The following is a 26,532-nucleotide window of genomic DNA, read 5'->3' on the forward strand; positions in this document are numbered from 1 at the left end:
GCGCAGCGCCTAGAATCCCAGTTTTACAAGCTGCTTGGGGTCCCGCTGCCAGTCCTTGGCAATCTTGACATGCAGGTCAAGGTAGACCTTGGTGCCCAGCAGCGCCTCGATGCCGCGCCGGGCGGTGGTGCCGACGTCACGCAGCCGGGACCCGCCGCGGCCGATGATGATGGCCTTCTGCGAGGAGCGCTCCACATAGAGGTTCACCCGGACGTCCAGCAGCTGGTTGTCTTCGCTGCGTCCCTCGCGGGGGACGATTTCATCCACCACCACCGCCAGCGAATGGGGCAGCTCATCACGGACGCCTTCAAGGGCTGCTTCGCGGATGAGCTCGGCCACCATCACGGCCTCGGGTTCGTCCGTCAGTTCGCCGTCCGGGTACAGGGGCGGCGAGGCGGGCATGTGGCTGACCAGGACATCCGCGACCGTGTCCACCTGGAAGCCGTCGGCTGCGGAGACTGGTACGACGTCGGCCCATCCCGCCTCCCCGAGCACCTCGTTGCCCAGCGCGGTGACTGACATCAGCTGCTTCGCCAGCGCCGCGCGGTCCACGAGGTCCGTCTTGGTGACCAGCGCGATGACCGGTGTGCGCTTCAGGGCTGCGAGCTGGGCGGCGATATAGCGGTCGCCGGGGCCTACGGCCTCGTTGGCGGGAAGGCAGAAGCCGATGGCGTCCACTTCGGCCAGCGTGTCCGCCACCAGGTCATTCAGCCGCTTTCCCAGCAGGGTGCGCGGACGGTGCAGTCCCGGGGTGTCGACCAGGATCAGCTGGGAGTCCTCACGGTGGACGATGCCGCGGATGGTGTGCCGGGTGGTCTGCGGCTTGGCAGAAGTGATGGCCACCTTGGAACCGACCAGCGCGTTGGTGAGGGTGGACTTGCCGGCATTGGGCCGGCCCACCAGGGAAACGAATCCTGCGCGGAACTTCGGGTCAGTCATTACGGGGTACCAATTCTGTAGAGCGGGTGCGCGGGGCAGGGTTCCTGCCGTCGTCGCTGGATTCTTCGTTATCTGCTGCGGTGTTCCAGGCCAGTACGTGCGAGACCCGGTTGCGCCGGCCCTCCAGCCGTTCGGCGTGCAGGGCAATGCCTTCGACCACTACCTCGCTGCCGACAATCGGGACGCGGCCCAGGGCCTTGGCCAGGAGGCCGCCCACCGTGTCCACTTCATCATCCTCCAGTTCGACGTCGAACAGCTCACCGAGGTCGTCGATGCCGGTTTTGGAACTGACGCGGTAGCGGCCGTCGCCGAGGCCTTCGATCTCGGGGCGCTCCGAGTCGTACTCGTCAACGATTTCGCCGACGATCTCCTCGATCAGGTCCTCAAGCGTAACCAATCCGGCCGTTCCGCCGTATTCGTCAATGACGATGGCAACGTGGGTGGACTCGCGCTGCAGCTCCTGCAGCAGCTCGCTGACGGCCTTGGACTCCGGCACGTAGCGGACACTGCGGGCGTAGTCCTCCACCTTCTGCACCGAGGCGCGCTCGGGGTCGCTGTGCATCTGCGCCGCGACGTCCTTGAGGTAGAGGATTCCCACGAGGTGGTCCGCACTGTCTTCGATGACGGGGACGCGGGAGTAGCCCGAGCGCAGGAACAGCGACATGGCCTGGCGCAGCGTGCTGCCGGCTTCGATGCACACCATGTCGGTGCGCGGGACCATGACGGACCGGACCTTGGTATCGCCGAGTTCGAAGACGGAGTGGATCAGTTCCGCCTCGGTGTCCTCGATCATGTCCGCGTCGGAGGCGCGGTCCAGCAGTTCCCGGAATTCCTCTTCCGTGAAGAACGCTGCGTCGGGTCCCTGGGTGCCCGGGGCAACGGCCGAACCCAGCCGGACCAGCCAGCCGGGGATCGGCCCCAGGACGGCCCGCAGCACGCGGACCAGCCCGGCTGTCAGGACAACGACGGCGGTGACATGCTTGCGCCCGATCTGCCGGGGCGAGACACCAACGAGCACAAAGCCGACGCCGGCCATGGTCACCGTGGCCAGCAGTCCGGCCAGCCAGATGTTGTCCACCACGAGCTGGAACAGCGTGGCCACGGACACGGCCATGGCCATTTCAAACCACACCCGCCAGAAACGCAGCGCGTGCATATGTGCCACCGGATGCGCCAGGATGCGGCGGAGCGGTGCCCCTGCCTTACCGTGGAGCAGAGCTTCGGCGTCCTGCCGCGGCAGGTAGCCGTACGCTGACTCGGCGGCTGTCAGCAGGCCCGCCAGGACCATGAACACCATGGCCATGACGATGAGGACGCCAATACTCAACTTCGGGTCTCCTTGGGCGCCTGTTTGCCGAGGTAGGCGGACAGGAGGCGGCGCTGGAGGCCGAACATCTCCTTTTCCTCTTCCGGCTCGGCGTGGTCATAACCCAGCAGGTGCAGGACGCCGTGGGTGGTCAGGAGCAGCAGCTCCTCGTCCGTTCCGTGGCCGGCCTCCCGTGCCTGGCGTGCCGCAACCTGCGGGCACAGCACGATGTCGCCCAGGACACCGGCGGGCGTAATGCGTCCGGCCGTGCCGGGACGGAGTTCGTCCATCGGAAAGGAGAGCACATCAGTGGGACCGGGCAGGTCCATCCACTCGATATGCAGCTTCTCGATGGCGTCCTCATCAACGAGAATGATGGACAGGTCCGCTTCGGGGTGCACGTAGAGGCTGTCCAGCAGGTACCGGCCAAGCCTGGCCAGTTCTTCTTCGTTGACGTCGGGTGCGCTGGACTCGTTGTTCACTTCGATGCTCATGCGCGTCCCTCCCGGTTGTGTCCTGCATTGGCGCGGCCGCTGCCGTTGAACCGGCCGCCGTCGTTCCGGCCGCCGTCTGCTGCGCTGCGCCGCCGGGATTCGTCCCACTCGCTGTAGGCGGTGACAATGTTGCTGACCAGGCGGTGCCGTACAACATCCACGGCCTGCAGCTCGGAGAACGCGACATCCTCAATGCCGCCCAGGATGTCGTGCACGATCCGCAGGCCTGACGCGGTGCCGCCGGGCAGGTCCACCTGGGTGACGTCGCCCGTCACCACCATCTTGGAACCGAAGCCGAGCCGGGTGAGGAACATCTTCATTTGTTCCGGCGTCGTGTTCTGGGCTTCGTCCAGGATGATGAAGGCATCGTTGAGGGTCCGGCCGCGCATATACGCCAGCGGGGCCACTTCAATGGTGCCGGCTGCCATCAGGCGCGGAATGGATTCGGGATCCATCATGTCGTGGAGGGCATCGTAGAGCGGACGCAGATACGGGTCGATCTTGTCGCTCAGCGTGCCCGGGAGGAAGCCAAGCCGCTCCCCCGCCTCGACAGCCGGACGGGTCAGGATAATCCGGTTCACTTCTTTTTGCTGCAGTGCCTGGACGGCCTTGGCCATGGCCAGGTAGGTCTTTCCGGTACCCGCGGGACCGATGCCGAAGACCACTGTGTTGCGGTCGATCGCATCCACGTAGTTCTTCTGGTTCAGGGTCTTGGGCCGGATGGTCTTTCCGCGCGTGGAAAGGATGTTCTGGGTCAGGACGTCCGAGGGGCGGTGGGTGCTCTGGTCCCGGAGCATGCTGATCAGCTGCTCGAGGACCTGCGGCGTCACCCGGGTCTGGTTGCGCGCAAGCACGCGGACTTCATTGATCAGGCGCACGGTCTGCTCCACCTCGGCGGCGGGACCGGAGACTGAGAGCTCGTTCCCGCGCACCATCAGGGTCACCTCGGGATTGGCCGTCTCAATGATCCTGAGTGCCTCGTCATTCGCACCCAGCGACTGGACCATATGTTCGGTGGAGTCAAAGACTATGGTCTGGTTATCCAGCCGTATGGTGCCGATTTCCATTGAAGATTCGGTCATATAGACGGCCTTTTCAGGCCTTTCATCGCCCCTTATAGAGTCTTGTTTCCGCATCGGGCGGTGAAACCCGGTTGGAGCCCGGTTACCTCTCCCGCCAAGGCAAACGCCCCGGCCGAGATGTTTATTTCCTTCGCGGCGTGCGCACGTCCCGCATGGACGCACTCCCGCCCGACACCTAAATCTTACTTGATGCACTCACCGGCGCGCGGTGCGGCAACCGATTTATCTCGGGTCCGCAACGGTGGTGTCTCAATCGTGTTTCAGTCCGGGCACGGGCCGCTTACCTGCACGGGTAGCCCCGACTACCTGTGCAAAGGTTGAACACGTACCTTTTTCACGACGCCCCGGAAGGATAGATGGACGCCCCAGCCAACCGCGGAATGTCCTCCCTTCAAGGGCTCCGCAGCAAACGTTTACTGGCCGCCTCCCTCGTGGCCGCATCCGCCCTCGGACTGGGGGGCTGCGGTGTCCTGGCGGAGAATCCCACCATCACCATGCCCTCCAACTACGACGCCGCTGCCGCCTCCGCCGCAGCGCCGATGGCGGTCCCTTCCCCGGCCGAGGCAAGCTCCGGACCAACGCTCATGCCGGTGTATTGGCTTGGACTGAACGACTCAACGGTCAGTCTTTACCGTGAGTTCCTTCACTCCAGCAACGCCGGGGACCCCATCGGCGAAGCCGTCCAGGCCATGACCGCCCAGACGCCGCTGGACAAGGACTATTTCTCGCCCTGGCATGCAGCGGAGAGCGTCACCGCATCGATTTCCAGCAAGAACGTCATTACCGTGGACATCTCCTCGGATGCTTTCAAGGGCTCCCTTGACTCGGGCATGGCCTACCGTGCGGTCCAGCAGCTGGTGTACACCGCCACCGCTGCCGCAGCAAACGCCGCCTTGACCACCGTGGGACAGGTCAGCAGCGTGGTGATCCTCGTGGACGGAAAAGAGGGATACCGTGCATTCGGCCACGTGCCGCTCGACAAACCGCTCAGCCGGGACCCCTCCCTGGTCGCACCGATCTGGGTGATCGATCCGCAGGAATCCGACGAGCGCAGCAGCGACCTCACGGTGAGCGGCACGGCAGTCGCCCAGCAGGCCGGCCTGCGCTGGCGCGCCGAGCCCATCGTGGACGGGCGGCCGTCCACAGCCGCCGCGGCCTCGGGGCAGGTGGAATTGGCACAGGCGCAGGGCGAGACCGGCGAATTCAGCTTCACCGCTGAACTGGCGCCCGGTGAGTACAACCTCCGGGTGTATTACGACGGCCAGGAGGCGGCAGGCGATTCCAAGCGCATCAAGGTCGACCTGCCCGCAGAGGCACCGGAAGACTAACCCCGGTCCCTCCCGGTTCCCGCGGCCTGCCGGTGTCTCCTACCAGCGCCCGAGCAGCTGGTTCAGCAGCGCCAGCGCGGCGGGACCGGCAGTCGAAGAGCGCAGCACATGCGGTCCCAGCCTCACCGCCACGGCACCGGCACTGCGCATCGCGTCCAGCTCCGCGGGGCTGATGCCGCCTTCGGGACCCACCACAATGGCAATCGACACCGGCGCAGTCCCGTCTGCGGGATCGGCACGGCGGCCGGTCAATTCGCTCAGCGCCCCGGCCAGGGGTGCGTCGGCTTCCTCATGCAGGACGAGGACCAGGTCGATGCCCTGGAGGCGGTCCACCAGTTGCCTGCTGTCCAGCACCGGCTCGACCCCGGGGATACGGGAACGCCGCGACTGCTTGGCGGCGGCAGTGGTCAGCGCCTGCCACTTCGCCTGCCCCTTTGCCGCCTTCTCGGCGCGCCAGCGGACGATGCTGCGGTCCGACTGCCACGGGATCACCGTATCCACGCCCAGCTCGGTGGCCGCTTCCACTGCCTGCTCGTCGCGGTCCCCCTTGGCAAGGGCCTGAACCAGGAGAAACCGTTCGGACGGCGCCGGTTCCTCGAGGACCGCCGCCACCCGCAGTTCCAGCACGGAGGCACCGGTATCCGTCACGGAACCGGTCAGCCGGCGGCCGGCACCGTCAACCACGTCCACGTCCTCACCGATGCCGAGCCGTTTGACCGACACAGCGTGCCGGGCTTCCGGACCTTCCAGTCGGAAAACATCTCCGGTCCCGGCGGCAGCCACCTGAACCGGGTCACCGAAGAAGATGGGGTTGGTCATCTCAGAGGTTGCCCAGCCGGTCCCGCAGCTTCGCGAAGACGCCGGTACCGGAGCTGTTGAGCCGCCCCTCGCTGTACTCCTCGCCACGCAGCTTGGCCAGCTTGCGCAGCAGCTCCTCCTGTTCGGCGTCCAGCTTCTGCGGGGTCTCCACGTGCAGGTGGACGCGCAGGTCTCCACGGCCGTGGCCGCGCAGGTGCGTGACGCCCAGGTCGTTGAGCACGGATACCTCGCCGGACTGGGTGCCCGGCTTGACCGTGATGTCCCGTTCGCCGTCGAACGTTTCCAGGGTCACAGTGGTGCCAAGGGCCGCCGCGGTCATGGGCACGGTCAGCGTGGCGTGCAGGTCATCGCCTTCGCGCAGGAACGTCGGGTCGTTATTGACCCTGATCTCCACGTAAAGGTCACCGGCGGGACCGCCGGCGAGCCCGGCTTCACCCTGTCCCCCGAGCTGGATCCGGGTCCCGGTGGCGACGCCCGCGGGAACCTTGATGGTGAGGGTGCGGCGGTTGCGGACGCGGCCTTCACCGGAGCATTCGTGGCAGGGATCGGGGATGACGGTGCCGAAACCGTTGCAGGTTCCGCAGGGTGCGGAGGTCATGACCTGGCCCAGGATGGAGCGCACGGCCCGCTGGACCTGGCCGGTGCCGTGGCAGATGTCGCAGGTGCGCGGCGAGGTTCCGGGCTGGCAGCAGGAACCGTCGCAGGTGGGGCACACCACTGCGGTGTCGACGTCGATCTTCTTGTTGACGCCGAAGACGGCGTCCTTGAGGTCGATGCGGACATTGATGAGCGCATCCTGGCCACGGCGGCTGCGCGATGCCGGTCCACGCCCGCCGCCCGGAGCGGCGCCGCCGAAGAACGTATCGAAGATGTCCTGGAAGCCGAAGCCCTGGGCACCGAAGCCCCCGCCGCCGCCAAAGCCGTTGTCGTTGCCGTTCTCGTTACCGGTGGTGTCGTAGATCCGCCGCTTTTCCGGATCGGAGAGAACCTCGTAGGCGTGCGTTACGGCTTTGAACTCATCCGAGGCGCCCGGGGCGTTATTGACGTCGGGGTGCAGCTTGCGGGCAAGCTTCCGGTACGCCTTCTTGATTTCTTCACCGGTGGCGTCTCGTCCGACACCCAGAACCTGGTAGTGATCGCTCACTCGTGCACATCGCTTTCCTGTATTGCGTACCTTCAGCGTTTGAAGGCGGAGTTGGGAATCCCGCAGGTTGCCCGGCGGGGAGGTCCGTAACTGCTGGGGACCGGGCTAGTCGTTCAGTATCCGGGACAGGTACCGCGCCACGGCACGCACTGCGGCCATGGTGGTGGGATAGTCCATGCGGGTGGGGCCGAGGATGCCGACCTTCGCCGTGGCATCCGGACCGTAGCCGGTTGCCACCACCGAGGCTTCCGACAGCCCGCCGTGCGGATTCTCCCGTCCGATCCGAACGGCGACACCGCGGGCATCCTGCTCCATCTCGGACAGCAGCCGCAGCATCACCACTTGTTCCTCGAGCGCTTCCAGCACCGGACCGATCGTCAGCGGGAAGTCTACAGTGGAGCGGGCCAGGTTGGCGGTCCCTGCCATCACCATGCGGTCCTCGCGGTTGATGCCCGCAAGCTGCTCCAGGCAGTGCCCCAGGGAGTTTCCCACGCGCCTGCGGTCGGCCGGCACGGTGGCCAGGGCGTTGGCCAGCTGGCTGGTGATGCTGCTCAGGGGTTTGCCTGCCAGTGCGGAAAGGAAATGGTGGCGCAGGTCCATCAGGTCCGGTTCGGTCACCGGCTGGGGAACCGTCATCACCCGCTGTTCCACCCGCCCCGTGGTCGAGATCAGGACAACCAGCACCTGCGCCGGTGCCAGCAGGACAAATTCAATGTGGCGTACCTTGGCATTGCCCAGGTGCGGATACTGCACCACGGCCACTTGGTTGGTCAGCTGGGACAGCAGGCGGACCGTGCGGTCCATCACGTCATCGAGGTCGTCCGCCTCTTCCAGCAGGGACTGGATGGCCCGGCGCTCGGGGGCAGAGAGGGGCTTGACGTCGGAGATGCGGTCAACGAAAAGGCGGTAGCCCTTGTCGGTGGGGATCCTGCCGGCGGAAGTATGCGGAGCGGTAATGAGCCCCTCTTCCTCCAGGGCGGCCATGTCATTGCGGATCGTCGCGGAGGAAACCCCCAAATGGTGGCGTTCCACCAGTGCCTTGGAGCCCACGGGCTCACGCGAATGGACGTAGTCCTCAACAATGGCGCGGAGGACCTCGAGTCTGCGTGGCTCACTCATGGTTTTCCCTCCCTGTTGATCGTCGGATTGATCGTTGTGCTGACCGGCCTGCTGGGCAGGCTCCTAAAACGGTGGAGACGGTGCTTGGCAATCGGCTTGGCAAATTTACTCGGCAATCGACTCGGCAATCGACTTGGAACCCGGCTTAGCACTCGCACTGTCCAAGTGCTAAGTCTAATACGGATCACCACCGTTGCTAGCATTGGAGAACCCGTGGCCTGCTGCGGTTATCCATCCGATCCAGTTCCGTAAGCGAGGCAACTTCCGTGTCCAGCTTTTCCTGGGGTCCGCAGGACATCACTGCACCGGCCCGGACCTCCCTGCGTAAAGTCGGCGCCGAACCCGGCCTCGTGGTGGAGGATGTTGCCACCGGCTGGGTAGGCGCAGTGGTGCGCGTCGAGAAATCCGGCGGCCTGCACCTGATGGTGCTCGAAGACCGCCGCGGCAAAACAAAATCCTTCGAGCTCGGCTTTGGTTTCCTGCTCGAGGGAGAGCCGGTCGAAGTGGTGGCCGCCGCCCCGGCCGCAGCGAAGACCGGTGCGGCGCGCACGGCGTCGGGCTCGGTACGCGTTGCCAACCAGCGCGCCCGCACTGCCCGGGCGAGCCGCATCTGGGTGGAGGGCAAGCACGACGCCGAGCTGGTGGAAAAGGTCTGGGGCGATGACCTGCGGGTCGAGGGAATCGTCGTCGAGCCCCTCCACGGCGTGGATGACCTCTACTCCGCTGTCCGCGAGTTCGCCCCGGGGCCGGGCCGCCGGCTGGGGATCCTGGTGGACCACCTCGTGCCGGGATCCAAGGAATCCCGCATTGCCGCCGAGGCTATGACCTCTCCCGGCGCGCGTGGCAACGTGCTTATTGTCGGCCACCCGTACGTGGATGTCTGGCAGGCCATCAAGCCATCCGTGATCGGCCGCAGCGCCTGGCCCGTGGTCCCCCGGCACCTGGATTGGAAGACCGGCATCCTGCAGGGACTCGGGTGGCCGCACCGGGACCATACCGACGTCGCGCTGGGCTGGAAGAAGCTGCTGGGCCAGGTGAACAGCTATGCGGATCTGGAACCGTCGCTGCTGGGACGGGTGGAGGAAGTCATTGACTTCCTGACCGTTCCCGCCTGAGATCTCCGCCTCTCCGCGTGCCGCCGTTCCGTGACAAAGCGGCCAAGCCAGTACCCTTGAGGGATACGTAGTAGCGGACCGACCCTGTGTCACCATGAGCCAAAAGGAATATACGCCGTGTCCAACACACGCCAGAATCACCAGCCCCGGCCGGAAGAACGGAGCGGAGTTCCCCGTCCCGTGTACCAGGGGGCTCCGGCAAATGCCCTGCCGCTGACCGCGTCCGAGGACCGGCAGTGGGCAACCATGGCGCACTTCGGCGGCATCCTCGCTTTTGTTCCGTCCCTGATCATTTACCTGGTGTTCCGGGACCGCGGTCCGTTCACCGCCCAGGAATCCAAGGAGGCGCTGAACTTCACGCTTCCGCCCAGCATTGCTGCCCTGACGGTCTGGGCACTGTCCTTCATCCCCGTTATAGGTGGATTCTTCGCCGTCCTCAACGCCCTGATCTGGGTCTACGTTGCCGTGTCCTCCGTCATCGCGGGCATCGAGTGCAACCGCGGCCGGCCCTACCGCTACCCGTTCAACCTGCGCCGGATCAAGTAGGCGGAGCAGCCGGCACCGCCCTTCAGGGCAGCCCAGTTGGGCAGCTTAGTCCGGCAGCAGGCGCCGGACTACGGCGTCGGCCAGCAGCCGGCCCTTTGTGGTCAGCAGGACCCGTCCCGTGAAGGCAGCCTGAGGGTCCACCAGTCCGTCAGCAATCAGACCCGCGACGGCGAGCCGCCCGGAGTCCTTCAGGCGCGACAGCTCCAGGCCCTCGGCCAGCCGGACGCGCAGCATCACATCCTCCACGTACCGGGTATCGGCGTCGAGGGTTTCGCGCCCGACGGCGGGCGACTCCCCCGCCCCGATCCGCTGGGCATAGGCCGTCGGATGCTTGGCGTTCCACCAGCGCACCCCGCCCGCATGGGAGTGGGCTCCGGGACCAATGCCCCACCAGTCGTCACTGCGCCAATAGGCCAGGTTGTGCCGGCACTGGTCCGCGGGCGTGCGTGCCCAGTTGCTGACCTCGTACCAGGACAGTCCCGCGGCAGACATCAGTTCGTCGGCCAGCAGGTACTTGTCGGCGTGGTCGTCGTCGTCAATCGGCGGCACTTCGCCTCGGCGCATCCGGGCGGCAAGCTTGGTGCCTTCCTCGATGATGAGGGCATAGGCGGAAATGTGGTCCGGCTCGTAGCTCAGTGCTTCTTCGAGCGACTGCCGCCAGTCGGCCATGGATTCGCCGGGGGTCCCGTAGATGAGGTCCACGCTGACGTGCAGTCCGGCGTCGCGCGCCCACTGCACGGCCTGCGGGACACGGGAGGGAGTATGCGTCCGGTCGAGCACCGCCAGCACGTGCGGCACAGCGGACTGCATACCGAAGGACACCCGGGTGAAACCGGCATCGGCAAGCAGCTGCAGGGACTGCGGAGTGACGGAGTCCGGGTTCGCTTCGGTGGTGACCTCCGCGCCGGGGGCCAGTCCCCACTGGTCGACGGCGGTGCGCAGGATCAGCGCCAGGTCCTCAGCCGGGAGCAGCGTGGGGGTGCCGCCACCGAAGAAGACGGTGCCCATTGGGCGTTCCGGCAGGCCCGAGCGCCGCAGCGCGTCCGCGGCGAAAACGACTTCCCGTGCCGCCGTACCCCCGTAGGCGGCCTGGTCCGCTCCGCCGCCGAGTTCCGTGGCGGTATAGGTGTTGAAATCGCAGTAGCCGCAGCGGACGGCGCAGAACGGAATATGGACATAGAGTCCGAAGTTCCGCTCCGCTGCGCCGTCCGCGGCCTGCGCGGGGAGGAGACCGTCGGCGGGTGCCGGGTCCCCGAGGGGCAGTGCGCTGGGTGTCACTTCTTGGATTTGTCCTTGGATTCGTCGGAGGAAAGCGCGGCCACGAAGGCTTCCTGGGGAACCTCCACACGGCCGACCATCTTCATCCGCTTCTTGCCTTCCTTCTGCTTTTCCAGCAGCTTGCGCTTACGGCTGATGTCGCCGCCGTAGCACTTGGCAAGCACGTCCTTGCGGATGGCGCGGATGGATTCGCGGGCGATGATCCGGGAGCCGATGGCCGCCTGGATAGGCACCTCGAACTGCTGGCGCGGAATCAGTTCGCGCAGCTTGCCCGTCATCATCACGCCATAGGAGTACGCCTTGTCCCTGTGCGTGATGGAGCTGAACGCGTCCACCTGTTCACCCTGGAGCAGGATGTCCACCTTGACCAGGTCGGCGACCTGTTCGCCGTCGGCCTTCCAGTCCAGCGAGGCATAGCCGCGGGTCTTGGACTTGAGGACGTCGAAGAAGTCGAAAACGATCTCGGCCAGCGGCAGGCGGTACCGGATTTCCACCCGGTCCTCGGAGAGATAGTCCATGCCGCCCAGGACGCCGCGGCGGGTCTGGCACAGCTCCATGATGGCGCCGACAAATTCGCTCGGCGCCAGGATCGTGGCGGCAACCATCGGCTCGCGGACCTCGTTGATTTTGCCTTCGGGGTACTCGCTGGGGTTGGTCACCGTGACCACCTTCTTGTCCTCCAGCGTCACCTCGTACTCCACGTTGGGCGCGGTGGAGATCAGGTCGAGGTTGTACTCACGCTCGAGCCGTTCACGGGTGATTTCCAGGTGCAGCAGGCCCAGGAAGCCCACCCGGAAGCCGAAGCCCAGCGCGGCGGACGTCTCGGGTTCATACACCAGCGCGGCATCATTAAGCATCAGTTTTTCCAGCGCGTCGCGCAGCACCGGGTAGTCGGCGCCGTCGATGGGGTACAGCCCGGAGAAGACCATGGGTTTGGGATCGGCGTAGCCTTCGAGCGATTCCGCGGCCGGCTTGGCGAGGTTGGTGACGGTGTCGCCCACCTTGGACAGGCGCACGTCCTTCACACCGGTGATGAGGTAACCCACCTCACCCACGCCCAGGCCCTTGGACGGAGTCGGCTCCGGGGAGCTGACACCGATTTCCAGGAGTTCATGGCTGGCGCGGGTGGACATCATCTGGATGCGTTCGCGCGGGGACAGCGAACCGTCCACCACGCGGACATAGGTCACGACGCCGCGGTAGGTGTCATAGACGGAGTCGAAGATCATGGCCCGGGCGGGGGCGTTGGGATCGCCCACCGGTGCCGGAATCTCGCGGACAATCTGGTCCAGCAGGGCTTCAACGCCGACGCCGGTCTTGCCGGAGACCCTCAGTACGTCCTCCGGATCGCCGCCGATCAGCTTGGCCAGTTCCTCGGCGTACTTCTCCGGCTGCGCGGCCGGGAGGTCGATCTTGTTCAGGACCGGAATGATGGTGAGGTCGTTTTCCATCGCCAGGTACAGGTTCGCCAGGGTCTGCGCCTCAATGCCCTGGGCGGCATCCACCAGCAGCACTGCGCCTTCGCAGGCCGCGAGGGACCGGGACACCTCGTAGGTGAAGTCCACGTGGCCCGGGGTATCGATCATGTTCAGGGCGTAGGACTCGCCGTCGAGCTCCCACGGCATACGCACGGCCTGGGACTTGATGGTGATGCCGCGTTCGCGCTCAATATCCATCCGGTCCAGGTACTGGGCCTTCATGTTCCGGTGCTCAACCACTCCGGTGGACTGGAGCATGCGGTCGGCCAGGGTGGACTTGCCGTGGTCGATGTGGGCGATGATGCAGAAGTTTCTGATGATCGCCGGATCCGTCGCGGCAGGCACCGGCGAGAAGCGGGCCATGGGTGACACTGTGGCGGTTCCTTTACTGTTTCCGGGACGAGCCGGACGCGGCGCGGTGCGCGCGGGTATCCGGAGGCAAAGTCCTGGCGGGTCTGGTAGGTGTTCTCTTGAGTTAACAGTCTCCCACGTTTGCCTCCCGCAACAGGAACCGGAAACACACCCTTGGAGCCGGCGCAGGAGCATAACGTTATGCCATGCCCTTTAACGCCCGTTCCTTTGCCTCCTTCGCCCGCTCCGCGGTCCGCCTGCTGCGTTCGGCCGGCTCCGCATCCGGCTCCCCCACCACCACCGGTCGCAGCGGCACACCTTCCCCCTCCCCCGGAACCAGGCCGTCGCCGCCCGCTGCACGGACGCGTTCCGCACCGGCCGGGCGGGCGCCGACGTCGTCGTCGTCCGCTTCCCCCCGTTACGCCGGTGACTACCGCGGGCCGGTGAACCCGGTCTATGCCCCGCAGCCCGACGGCGATCCGGACCCCGGCGAGGTTGTCTGGGCCTGGGTGCCGTATGAGGAGGACCCTGCCCAGGGTAAGGACCGTCCCGTCCTGCTGATCGGCCGCAGCGGTGGGTACCTGCTGGCCCTGATGATGACCAGCCGCGACCGGAATTCACCCGGCAGTTCCGACCCGCGCTATCTCGACGTGGGTACCGGTTCCTGGGACAGTAAGGGGCGCCCCAGCGAGGTAAGGCTGGACCGGGTGCTCCAGCTTGACCCCGACGGCGTGCGGCGGGAAGGTGCGATAATGGATAGGAACGTTTTCCAGACGGTTGTCCGCCGCTTGGCGGTCATGCGTCCGGCGCGCTGAGCACCGTTTTCGTTACCGGCGCCCAAACTCTGCTAACATTTATTGCTGTGTGTCCGCGCAGGTCGACGGGCACTTTGGTTCAGGCGCCATTACGGTATCCCCACGCCGCTCAGTCAATGTCTGGGCTGAAATACCCTCACCGACCAAGTCCGCAATACAAAGAGAGTTTATAAGTGGCCAATATTAAGTCCCAGAAGAAGCGCATCCTCACCAACGAGAAGGCGCGTCAGCGTAACAACTCGGTGAAGTCCGAGCTGAAGACCGTCATCAACAAGGTTGATGTAGCTGTCAAGGCCAGCGACAAGGACGCAGCAGCAGAAGCGCTGAAGACCGCCAGCCGCAAGCTGGACAAGGCCGTCAGCAAGGGCGTTATCCACAAGAACAACGCTGCAAACCGCAAGTCGGCCATCTCCAAGAAGGTCAGCGCGCTCTAAGCAGCCGCCCCCCTCAGATTTATCCGGCGCGGCCGGTCCTTCGGGACCGGCCGCGCTTTGTTTTAAGCGGGTGCCGCAGGAGGCCGGGACTCCCCCGGACCCCGGGCCGAGCCCGGACCCGCCAAGCACCAGGCCCGCCCGCCTACTGCCCGGCAAGCCGCCCGGGTCCGGCCCGGGACAGTAACTTCCCGCTTACCGCCCGGACGCTGCTAGGGCGATGACGGTGACAGCCCGCTCCACGGCGTAGACCGGGTCCCGGCCGGCGCCCTTGACCTGGGCGTCCGCCTCAGCGAGGGCCTGTACCGCTTCAATCAGCGACTCCGAAGAAAACCGCTGCGCATCCCGCCGGGCCTGGTCGACCTGCCACGGAGCCATGGACAGGTCCTTGGCCATCGAGGCGGAGGATCCGCGCAGATTCGCCACGCGCGCCACCGCCCGCACCTTCATGGCCAGGGCAGCGACCAGCGGAACCGGATCCACTCCGGTGTCGAGGGCGTGCCGAAGCATCGAGAGTGCCTGTGCTGCACGCCCGGCGAGGGCTGCGTCGGCGACCTTGAACGCGGTGGCTTCCACCCGTCCGCCGTAATAACGCTCCACCAGTTCCTCGGTGACTTCCCCGGTGGAATCGCTGATCAGCTGCTGGCAGGCGGCTGCCAGCTCGGAAAGGCTGGAACCGACGGCGTTGACCAGCGCCCGCGCTGCGGAAGGCTCGATCCGGCGACGGGCGGAACGGAATTCCGAGGCCACGAAATCGAGTTTTTCGGCGTCCTTCTTGAAGGGCTGGCACTCGACGACGGGCGCACCGGCAGCTTTGACCGCATCCAGCAGCTTTTTACCGCGGTTACCGCCGGCATGGTGCAGCACCAGTACGGCGTCCGGGGAAGGATCCTTCAAATAGGCCAGGGTCTCGGTCAGGAAATCCTCGTTCATGGATGCCAGGTTCACGGCCTCGATGAGTTTGGCTTCGCCGAACAGCGAGGGGCTCGACTGCAGGGTGAGTTCACCGGAGACGTAGGTGGCGGCGTCGAAGTGCACCAGCTCCGTGTCGGGTTGCTTCTCCCGCAGCAATCCCCGCAGCCGGTCCCGCGCCCGGGACGCCAGATAATCCTCCGGACCTGCCAGCAGTACCACGGGGGCAGGTTCGACCTCACGCCAGGAGACCGTCGCCGAGGACTTTGGGGAGGGCTTGCTGCCGGAGCTGCGTTTGGATGGGACGGCCGGATTCACAGCTGGTGCTCCTGGGCTAGTGTCGCGAGGCCGAGTGTACGGTCCCGCCGGGGTTAATGATTCGAAACGCCGCCGCAATGCGGAGGGCTCACTCCAAGATTGCCACGGCACTCGGCGGCGGCCAATTTTGGCGCGGCTGGGACCGGGTCCGTCCCCCTGTCGCCCGCTTACCGACTCCCATACCCACCCGCGCTACGGCGGCAGGCCGCGGACCACAAGTGTGTTGTCAACGCGTGCCACCAGGAGCGTTCCGTCCCGGTCTGTCCGTGCCACCGCTGTCCCGGCGGATTGGAGGCCGGCCAAGACTTCCGGTGCGGGATGGCCGTAGTCGTTGTCCGCTCCCACCGAGATCAGGGCCAGGGATGGCCTGACGGACCGCAGCCAGCCGTCCCCGCCGTTGCGGGCACCATGATGGGCAACCTTCAACACATCGACGCCGGCCTGGAGATCCGGGTGCGTTGCGAGAACCGCTGCGGCGGCGTCCTCCTCGGCATCGCCGGTGAACAGTATCCGCAGCGGCCGCTCCCGCTGTTCCGGTGCCTCTACGGTGAGCAGCAGGATGGAACTGGCGTTGTTCTCTTCCCCGTCTCCGCCTGCGGGCCCGACAGTGTCAGGCGCTGCCGGAGGCCAGAGGACGTCCCACCGCACGTTGCCGGCCGTTCCTGCCATTCCCGCGGTCAGCTTTGTCCGTGGCGCGCCGGACCCGTCCAGCACTCCGGTCAGTTCGTCCGGCAGTTCCGGGCCGGCGGTCGAATAGCCGATCTGCACGACGGACCGTCCGTCGAGTACGCCGCCCGCACCGCCGTAGTGATCCAGGTGCGCATGCGTGAAGACCAGAAGCTCCACGGTCCGCACTCCCAGCCGGTCCAGGCAGACATCCATGGGCGCAGGTTCTCCTCCGGCGTCTATCACCACGGCCCTGTCCGGCCCCGTACGGACAGCGAGCCCGTCCCCCTGCCCGACATCGCAGGCAGCAACCACCCAGTCCGATGCCGGCCCTGTTTCCCCCTGCAGGCTCCGGGCAGCAAGCACCGCACCGCCGGGCACTACCAGTGAGGCGACGGCCCCCGACACCAACCAGGCCCGACGGCGGATGCCGGACCGGTCTGCGAAGCCGGACCCCGGGCTGGTTGGCCGCCCCCGGGACCTCCCTCGGCCTGCCCCGAGCGGAAACCGGCTGTCGCCGACGCCGCGCCGCGAGAGATCGAGGATTCCGATGGCTGTCCCTGCCGCGGCAACCACCATCAGCACCACGCCGGGAGTTCCCTCCGGCCACGCAGCCAGCGCTCCGGGAGCGGATTCGAAGAAGCGCGCCGTTCCGGCCACCCACTCTGCACCCACGCCTGCAAGCAACAGGGGTGGAGGGGGCAGTACAGGGATTATGCCGGCGAAAACGACCGCAAACATTCCCGCAACGGTGACGACCGGCACGACGGGAGCCGCAACGAGGTTGGCCGGAACTGAGTACACCGGCAGCTGGGGCTGCAGGAGCACCAGCACCGGCGCACAGAACAGCTGTGCTGCCACGGGTATGGCCAGGGCAGCTGCGGCCCAGCGCGGCAGACGGATGGACAGCACCCGCACCAGGTGCGGCCCCAGAACCACCAATCCAAGGGTGGCGCAGACCGAGAGCATAAACGCGTAGCTTCCGCACAACCACGGGTCCACACACAGCAGCACCGTGATCGACAGGAACAGTAAGGCAGCGGAAAGACGTCCCCGCCCGCTGAGCACCGCGAGGGCCCCCAGTCCGCCCATCACTGCTGCGCGAAGCACGCTGGGGTCCGGACGGACCAGGAGAACAAACGCGGCCAGGCCGGCCAATGCCAGCAGAACCCCGGCGGCCCGCGGGATCCGCAGGGACCTCGCCGCCAGGAAGAGGAAGGCCAGCAGATAACTGCAGTTGGTGCCTGATACAGCCGTCAGATGGGTCAGGCCCGTATTTTTCATGGCCTGCTCCAGACCGGAATCCAAGCTCCCGCGGTCGCCCAGCACCATGCCGGGAAGGAGTCCGTCCACGTCTGCGCCATGCTCCTCTGCCGCCTCCACGAACGAGGTGCGGAGGTCCGCAGTAACGGCGTACCATCCACCTGCGGCGGTGACGGCGGGAGGGGCAGCAGCCCGCAGCAAGGCAAGGTTCCGGTCCCCCTCCGGGAGCGGCTGCAGGGATCCCGCGCTGGTGAACCGGTCCCCCAGCCGGATCCGGGCATAGTCCTCCCCGCCGACCACCAGGAGCGTAGCCGATGTCCCGAACCGCTGGCCGTCTGCGGTCCCCGACTCTGCCACGGCATCGATGAGATACCGTGGACGGCCGGTGAACCGGTCCGCCGCCGCCGGACGGGCGTCCGATGCTGCACGCAACTGTGCGGTCACCACAGCCTCTTCGGCAATGAGACCGGAGATGGGACCGCCGGTGCGCACCGCCAGGCTTGCGGCAGCGCCGGCGCAGACCAGGGCTGCCGCCGCGGCCGGAACCGCGGCGCCCCGGAGGAACGCTGAGGCCCGGAGGAAGGCGGAGGCCCGCGCCCGGCTCGTTGGGCTGCCACGGGCAGCCAGCAGGAGCAGCAGCGCCGCCAGCACGGCAGCCGACCCGGCCAGCGCCATACCCCCTGACGGGGGTAACCGGACGGCAACGAACGCTGCAGCCCATACCGTTGCCGCGGCCGGCAACAGCCGCAGCTCCCGGAGGGGCTCCGGCAGCTCTGCCGTTTCCCTGCTGTGCCATGCCTCCCGCGCCTTCGTGGTGAGGCGGGATGGTGCCCTGCCCGTCCTGATGGCAGCATCCCTGTCCGCTTCCACCGGCACGGTTCCGGGTGGAGCGGAGGGCTCCGCTTCTGGAGTGAGCGCTGCGGTCACATACCGCGACCATCTGCTGCCGTCCCGGTTGGCCACCGGACGCCTAAACCGCCACCAGGGGAAGGAGGGCCGCCATCATTGCCTCGCCGATGCCGGGCACTGCGTCTAGATCCTCCGGACGGCGGAATTTTCCGTGCTCGGTCCGCCAGGCGATGATCCGTTCGGCCAATACCGGCCCGACCCTTGGCAACGTCTGAAGTTGGGCCGAGTCCGCAGTGTTCAGGTTGATGCTGACCGGGGCCGAGCCGGGTCCGCCGCCTCCCGCACTGGACCCTCCGGCAATGCTTCCTCCTACACTGCCGCCGGGTGCGTTGCCTCCCGTGCTGCCGGTTCCGGCGACCGGCGCCTGCTCTCCGATCCGGGGAACGAACACCATCACTCCGTCTTCGACCACCGCCGCCAGATTGACGGCTGCCAGGTCGGCGTCGGCCGCCGTGCCGCCCGCGGCGTCAACCGCGTCGACTATCCTGCTCCCTGGCTTCAACGTCACCACTCCGGGACGATGCACGGCCCCAGCCACATGCACCACCACCCCTGCGGCAGGGTTGCCCGTCGGTCCCGCCGCGGCGGACGGGACGGTGGCAGTCGGTCCACCCGTTCCCAGGCCGGCAGCTGCATCCGTTGGATCCGCTGCTGACGCCGAAGGACCGCCGGCCGTCGGCAGCTCCACCGTGGCCACCGGCACCGCATCCCGGTCCCGAAGCAGCAATGCCGCTGCCCCGCACCCCAGCAGCAGGCACACGGCCAGGACGGCTGCGGGAAAGGAAAACGCCCACCGGCGTCCCCGGCCGTTCCGGTCTTCGATGCCGTATGGTGCAGGGTCCCGCGCAGTGCCGGGTGCGGTGTCCCAACGGTGCTGTGCCATCGGGCAAAACTAGCTGCCACGGTCTATCCGCTCCTCCGCGTCGCCCGCTCCAGGTGGACGCGGACCGGCGGCCCGCTGCCGTACATTTCCTTGTTGAGGGAAAGACGGGCCCAGGGGGACCGCCGGCGCCAAAAGCGGGCGCCCGGGGCGCAAGCCGTAGGGGTCTGGGGCGCGCAAGCCGTAGGGGCTTGGCGGAGGCGGCTTTAATATTTCCCGCGAGCTCTGCGAGCGTGGAAATTTCGTTGCCGCCGGAGCCGGGCCCCGCAGGCGTCCACCACCAGCACCCGCTTTATTCCGCCGTGTCTGTATCCGCTTCCGGGCCGCTTTCCTCGCCGGCAACCGCTACCGCCAGCACACCCAGACCCACATGTGCGGCCAGGACGGCAGGCAGCGGACAGATGAGGACTTCCACCTCGGGGGCGGCGGCAGCGATGACGCCCGCAAGCCGCTCGGCTTCGGCGGCATTGCCGAAATGGTGCACTGCCGCGCGGACCTTACCGGTACGGCCGGCAATGTCCTGCTGCACGAGCTCTGCCAGCCGGGCCAGCGCCTTGGGTGCGGTCCGGACGCGCTCCAGCGGAAGGACCCTGCCGTCACGGACCACCAGGATCGGCTTGACGGCAAGCAGGGTGCCCAGCCAGCCGGCTGCCGCACCGATACGCCCGCCCCGGCGCAGCTGCTCCAGGCTCGGGACGTAGAAAAGGATATTGGAATCAGCGGCCACCGCCCGGGCGCAGGCCGCAACCTGCGCTGCGGAGGAACCGGCCCTGGCGCTCTCGGCCGCGGCGGCTACGGCAAAACCGAGGCCCATTGCCGCCGTCGCACTGTCGACAACCTCTACCGGAATGCTGGCCGAGCGGGCCGCCAGCCGCGCCGAATCCACTGTTCCGGACAAATGCCCGGACAGATGGACCGACACCACGCTGGCGCACCCCGCGGCAGCCAGTTCCCGGTAGGCGGCCTCGAACTGTCCCGGAGCCGGTCGCGACGTACGCACCTCGTGCCCCTGTGCCAATGCGAGGGCGAGGGCAGGGATCAGGTCCTCGGAGCCTTCACCATAGATCTGCTCCCCGATCATCACGGGCATGGGAACCACGCGGACGAACGTGGAGGCGTTCGCCGACTGCTCCCAGCCCACCGGCAGCCCGGACGCCGAATCGGTCACCACACCCACGGACGGCCTGGGGACGGCGGCAGAGGACCGCTGCCGCCCCCTGGCCCGCGAAGCGAGCCGTTCCAGCCAGTCCATGGGTGCGCGGCCTATGCCGGTACGATGTTGACGAGCTTGGGGGCCCGGACGATGACCGTACGGATACCGCGTCCGTCAAGGATCCGCTGCACTGCGTCGGAGGCCAGGGCGGCCTCCCGCAGGTCGTCTTCGCTGATGTCCGCGGCAACCTCAAGGCGGTCGCGGACCTTGCCCTGGACCTGGACGACGGCGGTGACCGTGTCCTGCACCAGCAGCGTTTCATCCACGGTCGGCCAGCCGGCGGTGACCACGGAGGCTTCACGCCCCAGCAGGTTCCACAGGTCCTCGGCCGTGTACGGCGCGAAGAGGCTCAGGATGACGGCGACCGCTTCCGCAGCCTCGCGCACCGCGGGGTCGGCAGCGCCGGCACCGGAGTCGATGGCCTTGCGGGTGGCATTGACCAGTTCCATGAGCTTGGCGACGACCACGTTGAACTTATTGTTTTCCAGCAGTTCCGTGGCGTCGGCGACGGTCCGGTGCGTCAGCGAACGCAGCTTCCGGTCCCCCGTCGAGTAGTCCACGCCGGGTTCGCTGGTGATGTCCTGGCCCAGGCGCCAGGCGCGGGCCAGGAACTTCGCGGAGCCCGACGGCGAGACGTCCGCCCAGTCGACGTCGTCTTCCGGCGGGGACGCGAAGATCATGGTCAGGCGCACGGCGTCGACACCGTACTTGTCCAGCTGCTGGCCCAGGTCCACGCCGTTGCCCAGCGACTTGGACATGGCCTTGCCGCCGTTCAGGACCTGGCCCTGGTTCAGCAGGGAGCTGAACGGCTCGCTGGCTTCAAGCAGGCCCATGTCGTGGACGACCTTGGTGAAGAAGCGGGCATAGAGCAGGTGCAGGATGGCGTGTTCGACGCCGCCGACGTACTGGCCGACAGGCATCCAGTTCTTGGCAGCCTCCGGATCAAACGGTCCGTCCGTGAAGTCCGGGGACACGAAGCGCATGAAGTACCAGGAGGAATCCACGAAGGTGTCCATGGTGTCGGTATCGCGCCGGGCGGGACCGTCGCACTTCGGGCAGGCCACGTTGACCCAGTCCTCGGCGGAGGCCAGGGGGGAGGTGCCCTTCGGGGCCAGTGCCTCGCCGCGCAGCCCGGTGGGCAGAGTGACGGGCAGCTGGTCGTCGGGAACCGGGACCTCGCCGCAGTTTTCGCAGTGGATGATCGGGATGGGGGTGCCCCAGAACCGCTGCCGGGACAGCAGCCAGTCACGCAGGCGGAAGTTCACGAACTTTTCGCCGGTGCCCTGTTCCTCGAGCATCCGGACGGCGGCGGGAATGGCCTCGGCCTTGGGCAGGCCGTCCAGGGCGCCGGAGTTGATCAGGGTGCCTTCGCCGGTGGTGGCCACACCGCTGACGGCGGGATCCTCTTCACCGGTGTCCAGCACTGCCTTGACCGGCAGGTCGAAGGTCTTGGCGAAGTCCAGGTCACGCTGGTCGTGCGCCGGGACGGCCATGATGGCGCCGGTGCCGTAGTCGGCCAGCACGTAGTCGGCGGCCCAGACGGGCAGCTTCTCTCCGTTGAGCGGGTTCACGGCGTACCGGCCGGTGAAGATGCCGGTCTTGACGCGTTCGGTGGACTGCCGCTCGATGTCCGAGAGTGCCTTAACCGATTCGCGGTAGTCCAGCAGGGCATCACGGTTTTCGTCCGTCACCAGGTCCAGCGCCAGCGGGGCATCGGCCGCGACGACGAAGAAGGTGGCGCCGGCCAGGGTGTCCGGGCGGGTGGTGAAGACGGTGACCTGTTCGGCGGGCTTGCCGCCGTCGGCCTCGATGTTGAACCGGACGTGCGCGCCCTCGGAGCGGCCGATCCAGTTTTTCTGCATGGCCAGGACACGCTCAGGCCAGTGGCCCTTGAGCTGTTCCATGTCATCGAGCAGGCGGTCGGCGTAATCGGTGATCTTGAAGTACCACTGGTTCAGGGACTTCTTGGTGACCTGGGTGCCGCAGCGTTCGCAGGCGCCGTTGACTACCTGTTCGTTGGCCAGCACGGTCTGGTCCTTGGGGCACCAGTTGACCGGGGAATTCTTCCGGTAGGCCAGGCCGCGGTCGTAGAAGCGGGTGAACAGCCACTGGGTCCAGCGGTAGTACTCGGGGTCGGAGGTGTGGATCCGGCGCGACCAGTCAACACTGATGGCGTAGCGCTTGAAGGACTCCGCCTGCGTTTCGATGTTGCGGTAGGTCCAGTCGCTGGGGTGCGCGTTGTTCTTGATCGCCGCGTTCTCCGCAGGCAGGCCGAAGGAGTCCCAGCCGATCGGGTGCAGCACGTCGTACCCGAGCTGGCGCCAGTAACGGGCGACGACGTCGCCCATCGCGAACGCTTCGGCGTGGCCCATGTGCAGGTCGCCGGAGGGGTACGGGAACATGTCCAGTACATAGCGCCGTTCGCGCGAGCCGTCGTCGGCAGGGGTGAAAACGCCGAGGTCCTCCCAGACCTTCGGCCATTTCTGCTCGATGGCCGCGAAACTGTAGACGGCCTCTTCCTGCTGATCAGTCTGTGACTGCGTGCTCACTATGCTTCGCCTCTGTCCTCAAAGAAAATGGATCCGCGCTGCGGGCCAATCCGGCCCGCTAAAATTTTGGGTCCTCCCCAGACACACAAAAGCCCCTCGACAAGCAAGGGGCGGCCGCGCACGGACGGTGCGCGGCTAGCTAAGGAGGAGTACTGCGATCATTTCTCCACTTTACAACAGCACACCCCTACCGGAGCCAGTGCGTCCGGGTGAGCCGCACGAGGTTTAGCCGGCAGCGGCCCGCGCGGACCGGAAGGCGAGGAACGCTTCCCGGCTGGTGCGGCTGGGAGTGAAGCCGAACTCCTGCTTCAGTGCGGTGTTGTCCAGCACCGGACGGTAGCGCAGGAACCGCACCTGTTCCGGCCCGTGGACGGTCAGGCGCAGTTTATGCGCCAGCCAGAGACCGGCGGCCAGGACCGGAGCGGGAACCGTCACGGTCCCCTTGCCCATCAATTCCGCGATCTCCCGGACCGTCAGTGCACCGTCTCCGGCGACGTTGAAAATGCCGCTGCGTCCCGTCAGGACGGCCTGCACCATGATGCCGGCGACGTCTTCATCCCAGATGAACACGAACGGTGATTCGCTGCCGGCGACCCGCAGGAGCCGTGGCGCGTCGAAAAGCGCGGTGATCTGGTTACGCACCCGCTCACCGAGGATGGTGCCGATCCGGAAGATGGTCTGCTGCAGTTCGGGGTTTTCGGTGCGGAGCCGGGCCAGCTCTTCCTCGACCAGCCGCTTATGCCGGGAGTAGGCAAATTCGTCGTTGCCGCGGATCGGAGCGGATTCCGTGAGCCATGCGGGGTTGTCGCGGTGGTAGCCGTAGGCGGCTCCGGAGGAGGAAATGACCACGTGCTTGACCCCCGAGGAAAGGCAGGCTGAAAGCACGTTGCGGGAGCCCTCCACGTCCACGGAGAATTCCTGCTCCCGCGTGGTGTTTTTCCCGGGATTCACGATCGCAGCCAAATGAACCACGGTGTCGATCCGGTGGGCCTGCAGCAGGTGTGCCACCTCCGGGGAACACACGTCGGCGATGGCGTATTCGACGCCGTCCAGCTGTTCCGCGGGTTCGCGGATGTCGAGGCTGAGCACATGCGTGATCTCCGGGTTGCGTGCCAGCCCTGCGACCACCGCACTGCCCAGGAAACCGTTGCCGCCGGTGACGCAGACCCGGGTCATCGGGTTGTCCCCGTCTGCTCCGCTGCGGCGGCCGCACTGCGGCGCGCATCCCGCCGCCGCCACCACTGCGCCAGCAGCAGTCCGGCCAGGATGTCCCAGATGCCCCACCACGCAGCGACCATTGCCATGCCGCCGAGCCCGGCGAAGAAGGACAGGGTCAGCCCCAGGCCCAGTCCGGTGTTGCGGGCGCCCACCTCGAACGTGAAGGCGCGCCTGCTGGGTTCGTCCAGCCGGACGGCAGCCGCCGTCCAATAGCCCACGGCCAGTGCCACCGCGTCGTGGATGAGGACCACCAGGAAAATGGTGCCCAGGTGCTCGCGGAGTGGACCAAGGTTGCTGGCTGCGCCGGCGATGATGAACACCAGCAGCGCCACCAGTCCGATCCGCTGCACCCAGGGGCGCACAACCTCCGTCACTGCCGGGAAGCGCCGGGCCAGCGGCATACCCACGGCAAACGGCAGGCCGATGATGAGCAGGACCTGGACCAGCATTTCCCAGCGGTCCAGGGAGAAGTTCCGCATGAGTCCGGCGGTGGCCGGATTGAGCCGGGCCCACAACGCCACGTTCAGCGGCATCACGGCGATGGCCACCAGGTTGGAGACAGCTGTCATGGAGGCCGACAGTGCCACATTGCCGTGTGCGCGGTGCGTGAGCACGTTGGAGATTCCGCCGGGCGGGCAGCAGGCCACGAGAATCATGCCCAGTGCAATGGACGCCGGCACCTTCAGCACGAGCGCCAGCGCCACGGTCACGGCAGGCAGCACCAGATATTGCGCGCAGATCCCCAGGAGCACCGCTTTGGGGCTGCGTGCCACGGCACGGAAGTCCGCCGGCCGCACCTCGAGCGCGATGCCGAGAATGATGAGCGCCAGCACCGCATTCAGGATCACCAGCGAGGCAGGCGTAAAGCTCAGGACGACGTCGTCGATCGGCATCAGCGGTCCACCTTTTTCCGTGTCTTCGCGGCACCCGTGGACAGCAGGTCCAGGTGTGCCTCCAGTTCCGCCCGGTAGGCGTCTTTGTTGACGTAGTAGCTCATCCGGTCCAGGCCCAGGTAGCGGTAGCCGCCGGTGACATCCGGGGACTTCCCGGCCAGCAACTGCCGGAACTCCTCCGCGTCCGCCGGGGAGTGTTTTTGGGCTGCCAGGTAGGCGGCTGCAAGCTCGGCCTGCCGGAACCGGCCCTCCCAGCCCAGCCCCGAGGCTTCCACCATCCCGACGACCAGCAGGTTTTCCGCCTGCCGGCTGAAGATATTCAGGTACAACGACGGCGACGGGCCGTCCCAGCCGAGCAGCGCCCGGTCCAGGAAGGGATAGTCCAGGACGTAGCCCGTAGCGAGCAGGATCAGGTCGTACTCCCCCGCGGTCCCGTCCCGGAAGGACACCGTGTGCCCGTCCAGCCGGGCGATGTCACCCCTGACCTGAAGGTCCCCGTGTCCCAGATGGTGCAGGATGAGGGAGTTCACCACCGGATGGGACTCGTAGATCCGGTAGTCGGGTTTCGGGAATCCGAACCGGTGCGGGTCGCCGGTAAACATGCGCAGCAGCCGCTTGTCGAAGAACTGCTTCAGGGGCCTCGGCATGGGCTTGCCCTGGTTCAGGGTGTCCGTCGGCCGGCCGAACACGTACTTCGGAACGAAGTAATAACCCCGCCGGACGCTGATGTCGACGGCGGCGGCGTGGTGCACGGCATCCACGGCTATGTCGCAGCCGCTGTTGCCGGCTCCGACAATCAGCACGCGTTTGCCGGCGAGCTCACGCGGGTCCTTATACGAAGCGGTGTGGCGGATCTCGCCGTCGAACTGCCCGGGCAGATCCGGGAGTGCCGGGGTGTGCAGCGTGCCCGAAGCGACGATGACGGCGCTGAACCGTCCGCTGCCTGGTCCGTCGGCACCGTCCCAGGACACCGTCCATCCGCCGTCGCGTGACGGCACCGCTGCAGTGACGCGCACGCCGAAGCGGATGGATGGACGCAGGTGGAAGTGGTCGGCGTAGGACCGGAAATAGGCCTGCAGGTGCCGGTGCCCGGGATAATCCGGAGTGTCCTCCGGCATGGGGAATTCAGTAAACTGCGTGGTGGATTTCGACGAGATCAGGTGCGCCGATTCGTAGACCGTACTGGCCGGATTCCCGATGTTCCAGAGTCCGCCGACGTCGCTGTGCTGCTCGAAGCCGACAAAATCCAGCCCCTGCCGGGACAGGGCACGCATGGCGGCAAGCCCGCTGGGACCGGAGCCGATGACGGCGACAGGAAAATCCGTCCGTTCGGAGTTAATTTCGGGAGACACTTCCACCAGTTTCTGTGACCTGCATCACCGTCGATGCTGCCCGAACGCTACCGAAGGGTAGAGGCGCCCGTCAAACCGGCCGGGTCGGGCGAAGAGATCCGGCCGGGGAGACAC

The 26,532-nt window shown here is 66.7% G+C and carries 22 protein-coding genes; 5 read left to right on the forward strand and 17 right to left on the reverse strand.

The features are described 5' to 3' along the window. Window positions 1–9 precede the first annotated feature (9 nt). The 4 genes from era to QNO03_RS02685 are packed head-to-tail and all read right to left on the reverse strand — an operon-like array spanning window position 10 to window position 3,806. Complete coding sequence (gene era / locus QNO03_RS02670; RefSeq protein ID WP_229948470.1) at window positions 10–939, reverse strand: GTPase Era; 930 nt, start codon at window positions 937–939, stop codon at window positions 10–12. After that, complete coding sequence (locus tag QNO03_RS02675) at window positions 932–2,242, reverse strand: hemolysin family protein (protein ID WP_442860256.1); 1,311 nt, start codon at window positions 2,240–2,242, stop codon at window positions 932–934. The genes era and QNO03_RS02675 overlap by 8 nt, the downstream gene beginning before the upstream one ends. Before the next feature lie 20 nt (window positions 2,243–2,262). After that, window positions 2,263–2,739, reverse strand: coding sequence for an rRNA maturation RNase YbeY (ybeY, locus tag QNO03_RS02680; RefSeq protein ID WP_229948475.1), 477 nt, complete (start codon window positions 2,737–2,739; stop codon window positions 2,263–2,265). Further along, a complete protein-coding gene (locus tag QNO03_RS02685; RefSeq protein ID WP_442860257.1) occupies window positions 2,736–3,806 on the reverse strand; it encodes a PhoH family protein in 1,071 nt (356 codons plus the stop codon). The genes ybeY and QNO03_RS02685 overlap by 4 nt, the downstream gene beginning before the upstream one ends. Window positions 3,807–4,177: 371 nt before the next feature. On the opposite strand from QNO03_RS02685, the gene QNO03_RS02690 reads away from it, so the two are divergent. Further along, on the forward strand, window positions 4,178–5,149 hold the full coding sequence (locus QNO03_RS02690) for a GerMN domain-containing protein (RefSeq protein ID WP_289601731.1): 972 nt from the start codon (window positions 4,178–4,180) through the stop codon (window positions 5,147–5,149). A 39-nt stretch (window positions 5,150–5,188) separates the two neighbouring features. Here QNO03_RS02690 and QNO03_RS02695 read toward each other — a convergent pair whose 3' ends face one another. The 3 genes from QNO03_RS02695 to hrcA form a co-directional block, all read right to left on the reverse strand. Further along, a complete protein-coding gene (locus QNO03_RS02695) occupies window positions 5,189–5,968 on the reverse strand; it encodes a 16S rRNA (uracil(1498)-N(3))-methyltransferase (RefSeq protein ID WP_289601733.1) in 780 nt (259 codons plus the stop codon). 1 nt (window position 5,969) lies between these two features. Beyond that, window positions 5,970–7,112 (reverse strand): molecular chaperone DnaJ, encoded by a 1,143-nt coding sequence (dnaJ, locus tag QNO03_RS02700; RefSeq protein WP_229948482.1) that lies wholly within the window; start codon window positions 7,110–7,112, stop codon window positions 5,970–5,972. 105 nt (window positions 7,113–7,217) lie between these two features. After that, window positions 7,218–8,231 carry a heat-inducible transcriptional repressor HrcA gene (hrcA, locus tag QNO03_RS02705; protein WP_289601735.1) on the reverse strand — a complete coding sequence of 338 codons (1,014 nt, stop codon included), beginning with the start codon at window positions 8,229–8,231 and terminating at the stop codon, window positions 7,218–7,220. A gap of 266 nt (window positions 8,232–8,497) precedes the next feature. Here hrcA and QNO03_RS02710 point away from each other — a divergent pair, with 266 nt between their 5' ends. Then, window positions 8,498–9,346: a DUF3097 domain-containing protein gene (locus tag QNO03_RS02710; protein WP_289601736.1), complete on the forward strand. Its 849-nt coding sequence runs from the start codon at window positions 8,498–8,500 to the stop codon at window positions 9,344–9,346. A gap of 117 nt (window positions 9,347–9,463) precedes the next feature. Next, complete coding sequence (locus QNO03_RS02715; protein WP_502874536.1) at window positions 9,464–9,892, forward strand: DUF4870 domain-containing protein; 429 nt, start codon at window positions 9,464–9,466, stop codon at window positions 9,890–9,892. A 45-nt stretch (window positions 9,893–9,937) separates the two neighbouring features. Here QNO03_RS02715 and hemW read toward each other — a convergent pair whose 3' ends face one another. Together hemW and lepA are read right to left on the reverse strand one after the other, a co-directional pair. After that, window positions 9,938–11,170 carry a radical SAM family heme chaperone HemW gene (gene hemW, locus QNO03_RS02720; RefSeq protein ID WP_289601738.1) on the reverse strand — a complete coding sequence of 411 codons (1,233 nt, stop codon included), beginning with the start codon at window positions 11,168–11,170 and terminating at the stop codon, window positions 9,938–9,940. After that, on the reverse strand, window positions 11,167–13,020 hold the full coding sequence (gene lepA / locus QNO03_RS02725) for a translation elongation factor 4 (protein WP_289601740.1): 1,854 nt from the start codon (window positions 13,018–13,020) through the stop codon (window positions 11,167–11,169). Before lepA ends, hemW begins: the two co-directional genes overlap by 4 nt. Before the next feature lie 185 nt (window positions 13,021–13,205). Between lepA and QNO03_RS02730 the strand changes: the two genes are divergently transcribed. Both QNO03_RS02730 and rpsT read left to right on the forward strand, forming a co-directional pair. Further along, window positions 13,206–13,814, forward strand: coding sequence for a type II toxin-antitoxin system PemK/MazF family toxin (locus tag QNO03_RS02730; protein WP_289601741.1), 609 nt, complete (start codon window positions 13,206–13,208; stop codon window positions 13,812–13,814). 173 nt (window positions 13,815–13,987) lie between these two features. Beyond that, complete coding sequence (rpsT, locus tag QNO03_RS02735; protein WP_227911452.1) at window positions 13,988–14,248, forward strand: 30S ribosomal protein S20; 261 nt, start codon at window positions 13,988–13,990, stop codon at window positions 14,246–14,248. 192 nt (window positions 14,249–14,440) lie between these two features. Here rpsT and holA read toward each other — a convergent pair whose 3' ends face one another. From holA to QNO03_RS02775, 8 genes are all read right to left on the reverse strand, one after another. Next, complete coding sequence (gene holA, locus QNO03_RS02740) at window positions 14,441–15,475, reverse strand: DNA polymerase III subunit delta (protein WP_289601743.1); 1,035 nt, start codon at window positions 15,473–15,475, stop codon at window positions 14,441–14,443. A 192-nt stretch (window positions 15,476–15,667) separates the two neighbouring features. After that, window positions 15,668–18,079, reverse strand: a complete 2,412-nt coding sequence (locus QNO03_RS02745; protein WP_289601745.1) for a ComEC/Rec2 family competence protein — start codon at window positions 18,077–18,079, stop codon at window positions 15,668–15,670. A 295-nt stretch (window positions 18,080–18,374) separates the two neighbouring features. Continuing rightward, window positions 18,375–19,196, reverse strand: coding sequence for a ComEA family DNA-binding protein (locus tag QNO03_RS02750; RefSeq protein WP_289601747.1), 822 nt, complete (start codon window positions 19,194–19,196; stop codon window positions 18,375–18,377). A 289-nt stretch (window positions 19,197–19,485) separates the two neighbouring features. Then, a complete protein-coding gene (locus tag QNO03_RS02755) occupies window positions 19,486–20,445 on the reverse strand; it encodes a DegV family protein (protein ID WP_289601748.1) in 960 nt (319 codons plus the stop codon). Window positions 20,446–20,456: 11 nt separating this feature from the next. Beyond that, entirely contained in the window at window positions 20,457–22,958 is a 2,502-nt protein-coding gene (leuS, locus tag QNO03_RS02760) for a leucine--tRNA ligase (protein WP_502874540.1), read from the reverse strand. Window positions 22,959–23,180: 222 nt separating this feature from the next. Further along, the gene (locus tag QNO03_RS02765) at window positions 23,181–24,131 is read right to left on the reverse strand and encodes an SDR family oxidoreductase (RefSeq protein ID WP_289601751.1); all 951 of its coding nucleotides are present in this window, start codon (window positions 24,129–24,131) and stop codon (window positions 23,181–23,183) included. Further along, the gene (locus QNO03_RS02770; protein WP_289601752.1) at window positions 24,128–25,066 is read right to left on the reverse strand and encodes a bile acid:sodium symporter family protein; all 939 of its coding nucleotides are present in this window, start codon (window positions 25,064–25,066) and stop codon (window positions 24,128–24,130) included. The genes QNO03_RS02765 and QNO03_RS02770 overlap by 4 nt, the downstream gene beginning before the upstream one ends. Further along, window positions 25,066–26,418 carry a flavin-containing monooxygenase gene (locus QNO03_RS02775; protein ID WP_289601753.1) on the reverse strand — a complete coding sequence of 451 codons (1,353 nt, stop codon included), beginning with the start codon at window positions 26,416–26,418 and terminating at the stop codon, window positions 25,066–25,068. Before QNO03_RS02775 ends, QNO03_RS02770 begins: the two co-directional genes overlap by 1 nt. Window positions 26,419–26,532 lie beyond the last annotated feature (114 nt).

Source organism: Arthrobacter sp. zg-Y877 (assembly GCF_030373105.1).
GTDB lineage: Bacteria > Actinomycetota > Actinomycetes > Actinomycetales > Micrococcaceae > Arthrobacter_B.

Coding starts and splice junctions, on each gene's coding strand:
- QNO03_RS02770 (WP_289601752.1), bottom strand. CDS start 25,066: ATGCCGATCGACGACGTCGTCCTGAGCTTTACGCCTGCCTCGCTGGTG.
- ybeY (WP_229948475.1), bottom strand. CDS start 2,739: ATGAGCATCGAAGTGAACAACGAGTCCAGCGCACCCGACGTCAACGAA.
- QNO03_RS02675 (WP_442860256.1), bottom strand. CDS start 2,242: ATGGCCATGGTGTTCATGGTCCTGGCGGGCCTGCTGACAGCCGCCGAG.
- QNO03_RS02745 (WP_289601745.1), bottom strand. CDS start 18,079: ATGGCGCTGGCCGGGTCGGCTGCCGTGCTGGCGGCGCTGCTGCTCCTG.
- era (WP_229948470.1), bottom strand. CDS start 939: ATGACTGACCCGAAGTTCCGCGCAGGATTCGTTTCCCTGGTGGGCCGG.
- QNO03_RS02685 (WP_442860257.1), bottom strand. CDS start 3,806: ATGGAAATCGGCACCATACGGCTGGATAACCAGACCATAGTCTTTGAC.
- QNO03_RS02695 (WP_289601733.1), bottom strand. CDS start 5,968: ATGACCAACCCCATCTTCTTCGGTGACCCGGTTCAGGTGGCTGCCGCC.
- QNO03_RS02750 (WP_289601747.1), bottom strand. CDS start 19,196: ATGGCACAGCACCGTTGGGACACCGCACCCGGCACTGCGCGGGACCCT.
- QNO03_RS02690 (WP_289601731.1), top strand. CDS start 4,178: ATGGACGCCCCAGCCAACCGCGGAATGTCCTCCCTTCAAGGGCTCCGC.
- QNO03_RS02755 (WP_289601748.1), bottom strand. CDS start 20,445: ATGGACTGGCTGGAACGGCTCGCTTCGCGGGCCAGGGGGCGGCAGCGG.
- QNO03_RS02765 (WP_289601751.1), bottom strand. CDS start 24,131: ATGACCCGGGTCTGCGTCACCGGCGGCAACGGTTTCCTGGGCAGTGCG.
- hrcA (WP_289601735.1), bottom strand. CDS start 8,231: ATGAGTGAGCCACGCAGACTCGAGGTCCTCCGCGCCATTGTTGAGGAC.
- QNO03_RS02730 (WP_289601741.1), top strand. CDS start 13,206: ATGCCCTTTAACGCCCGTTCCTTTGCCTCCTTCGCCCGCTCCGCGGTC.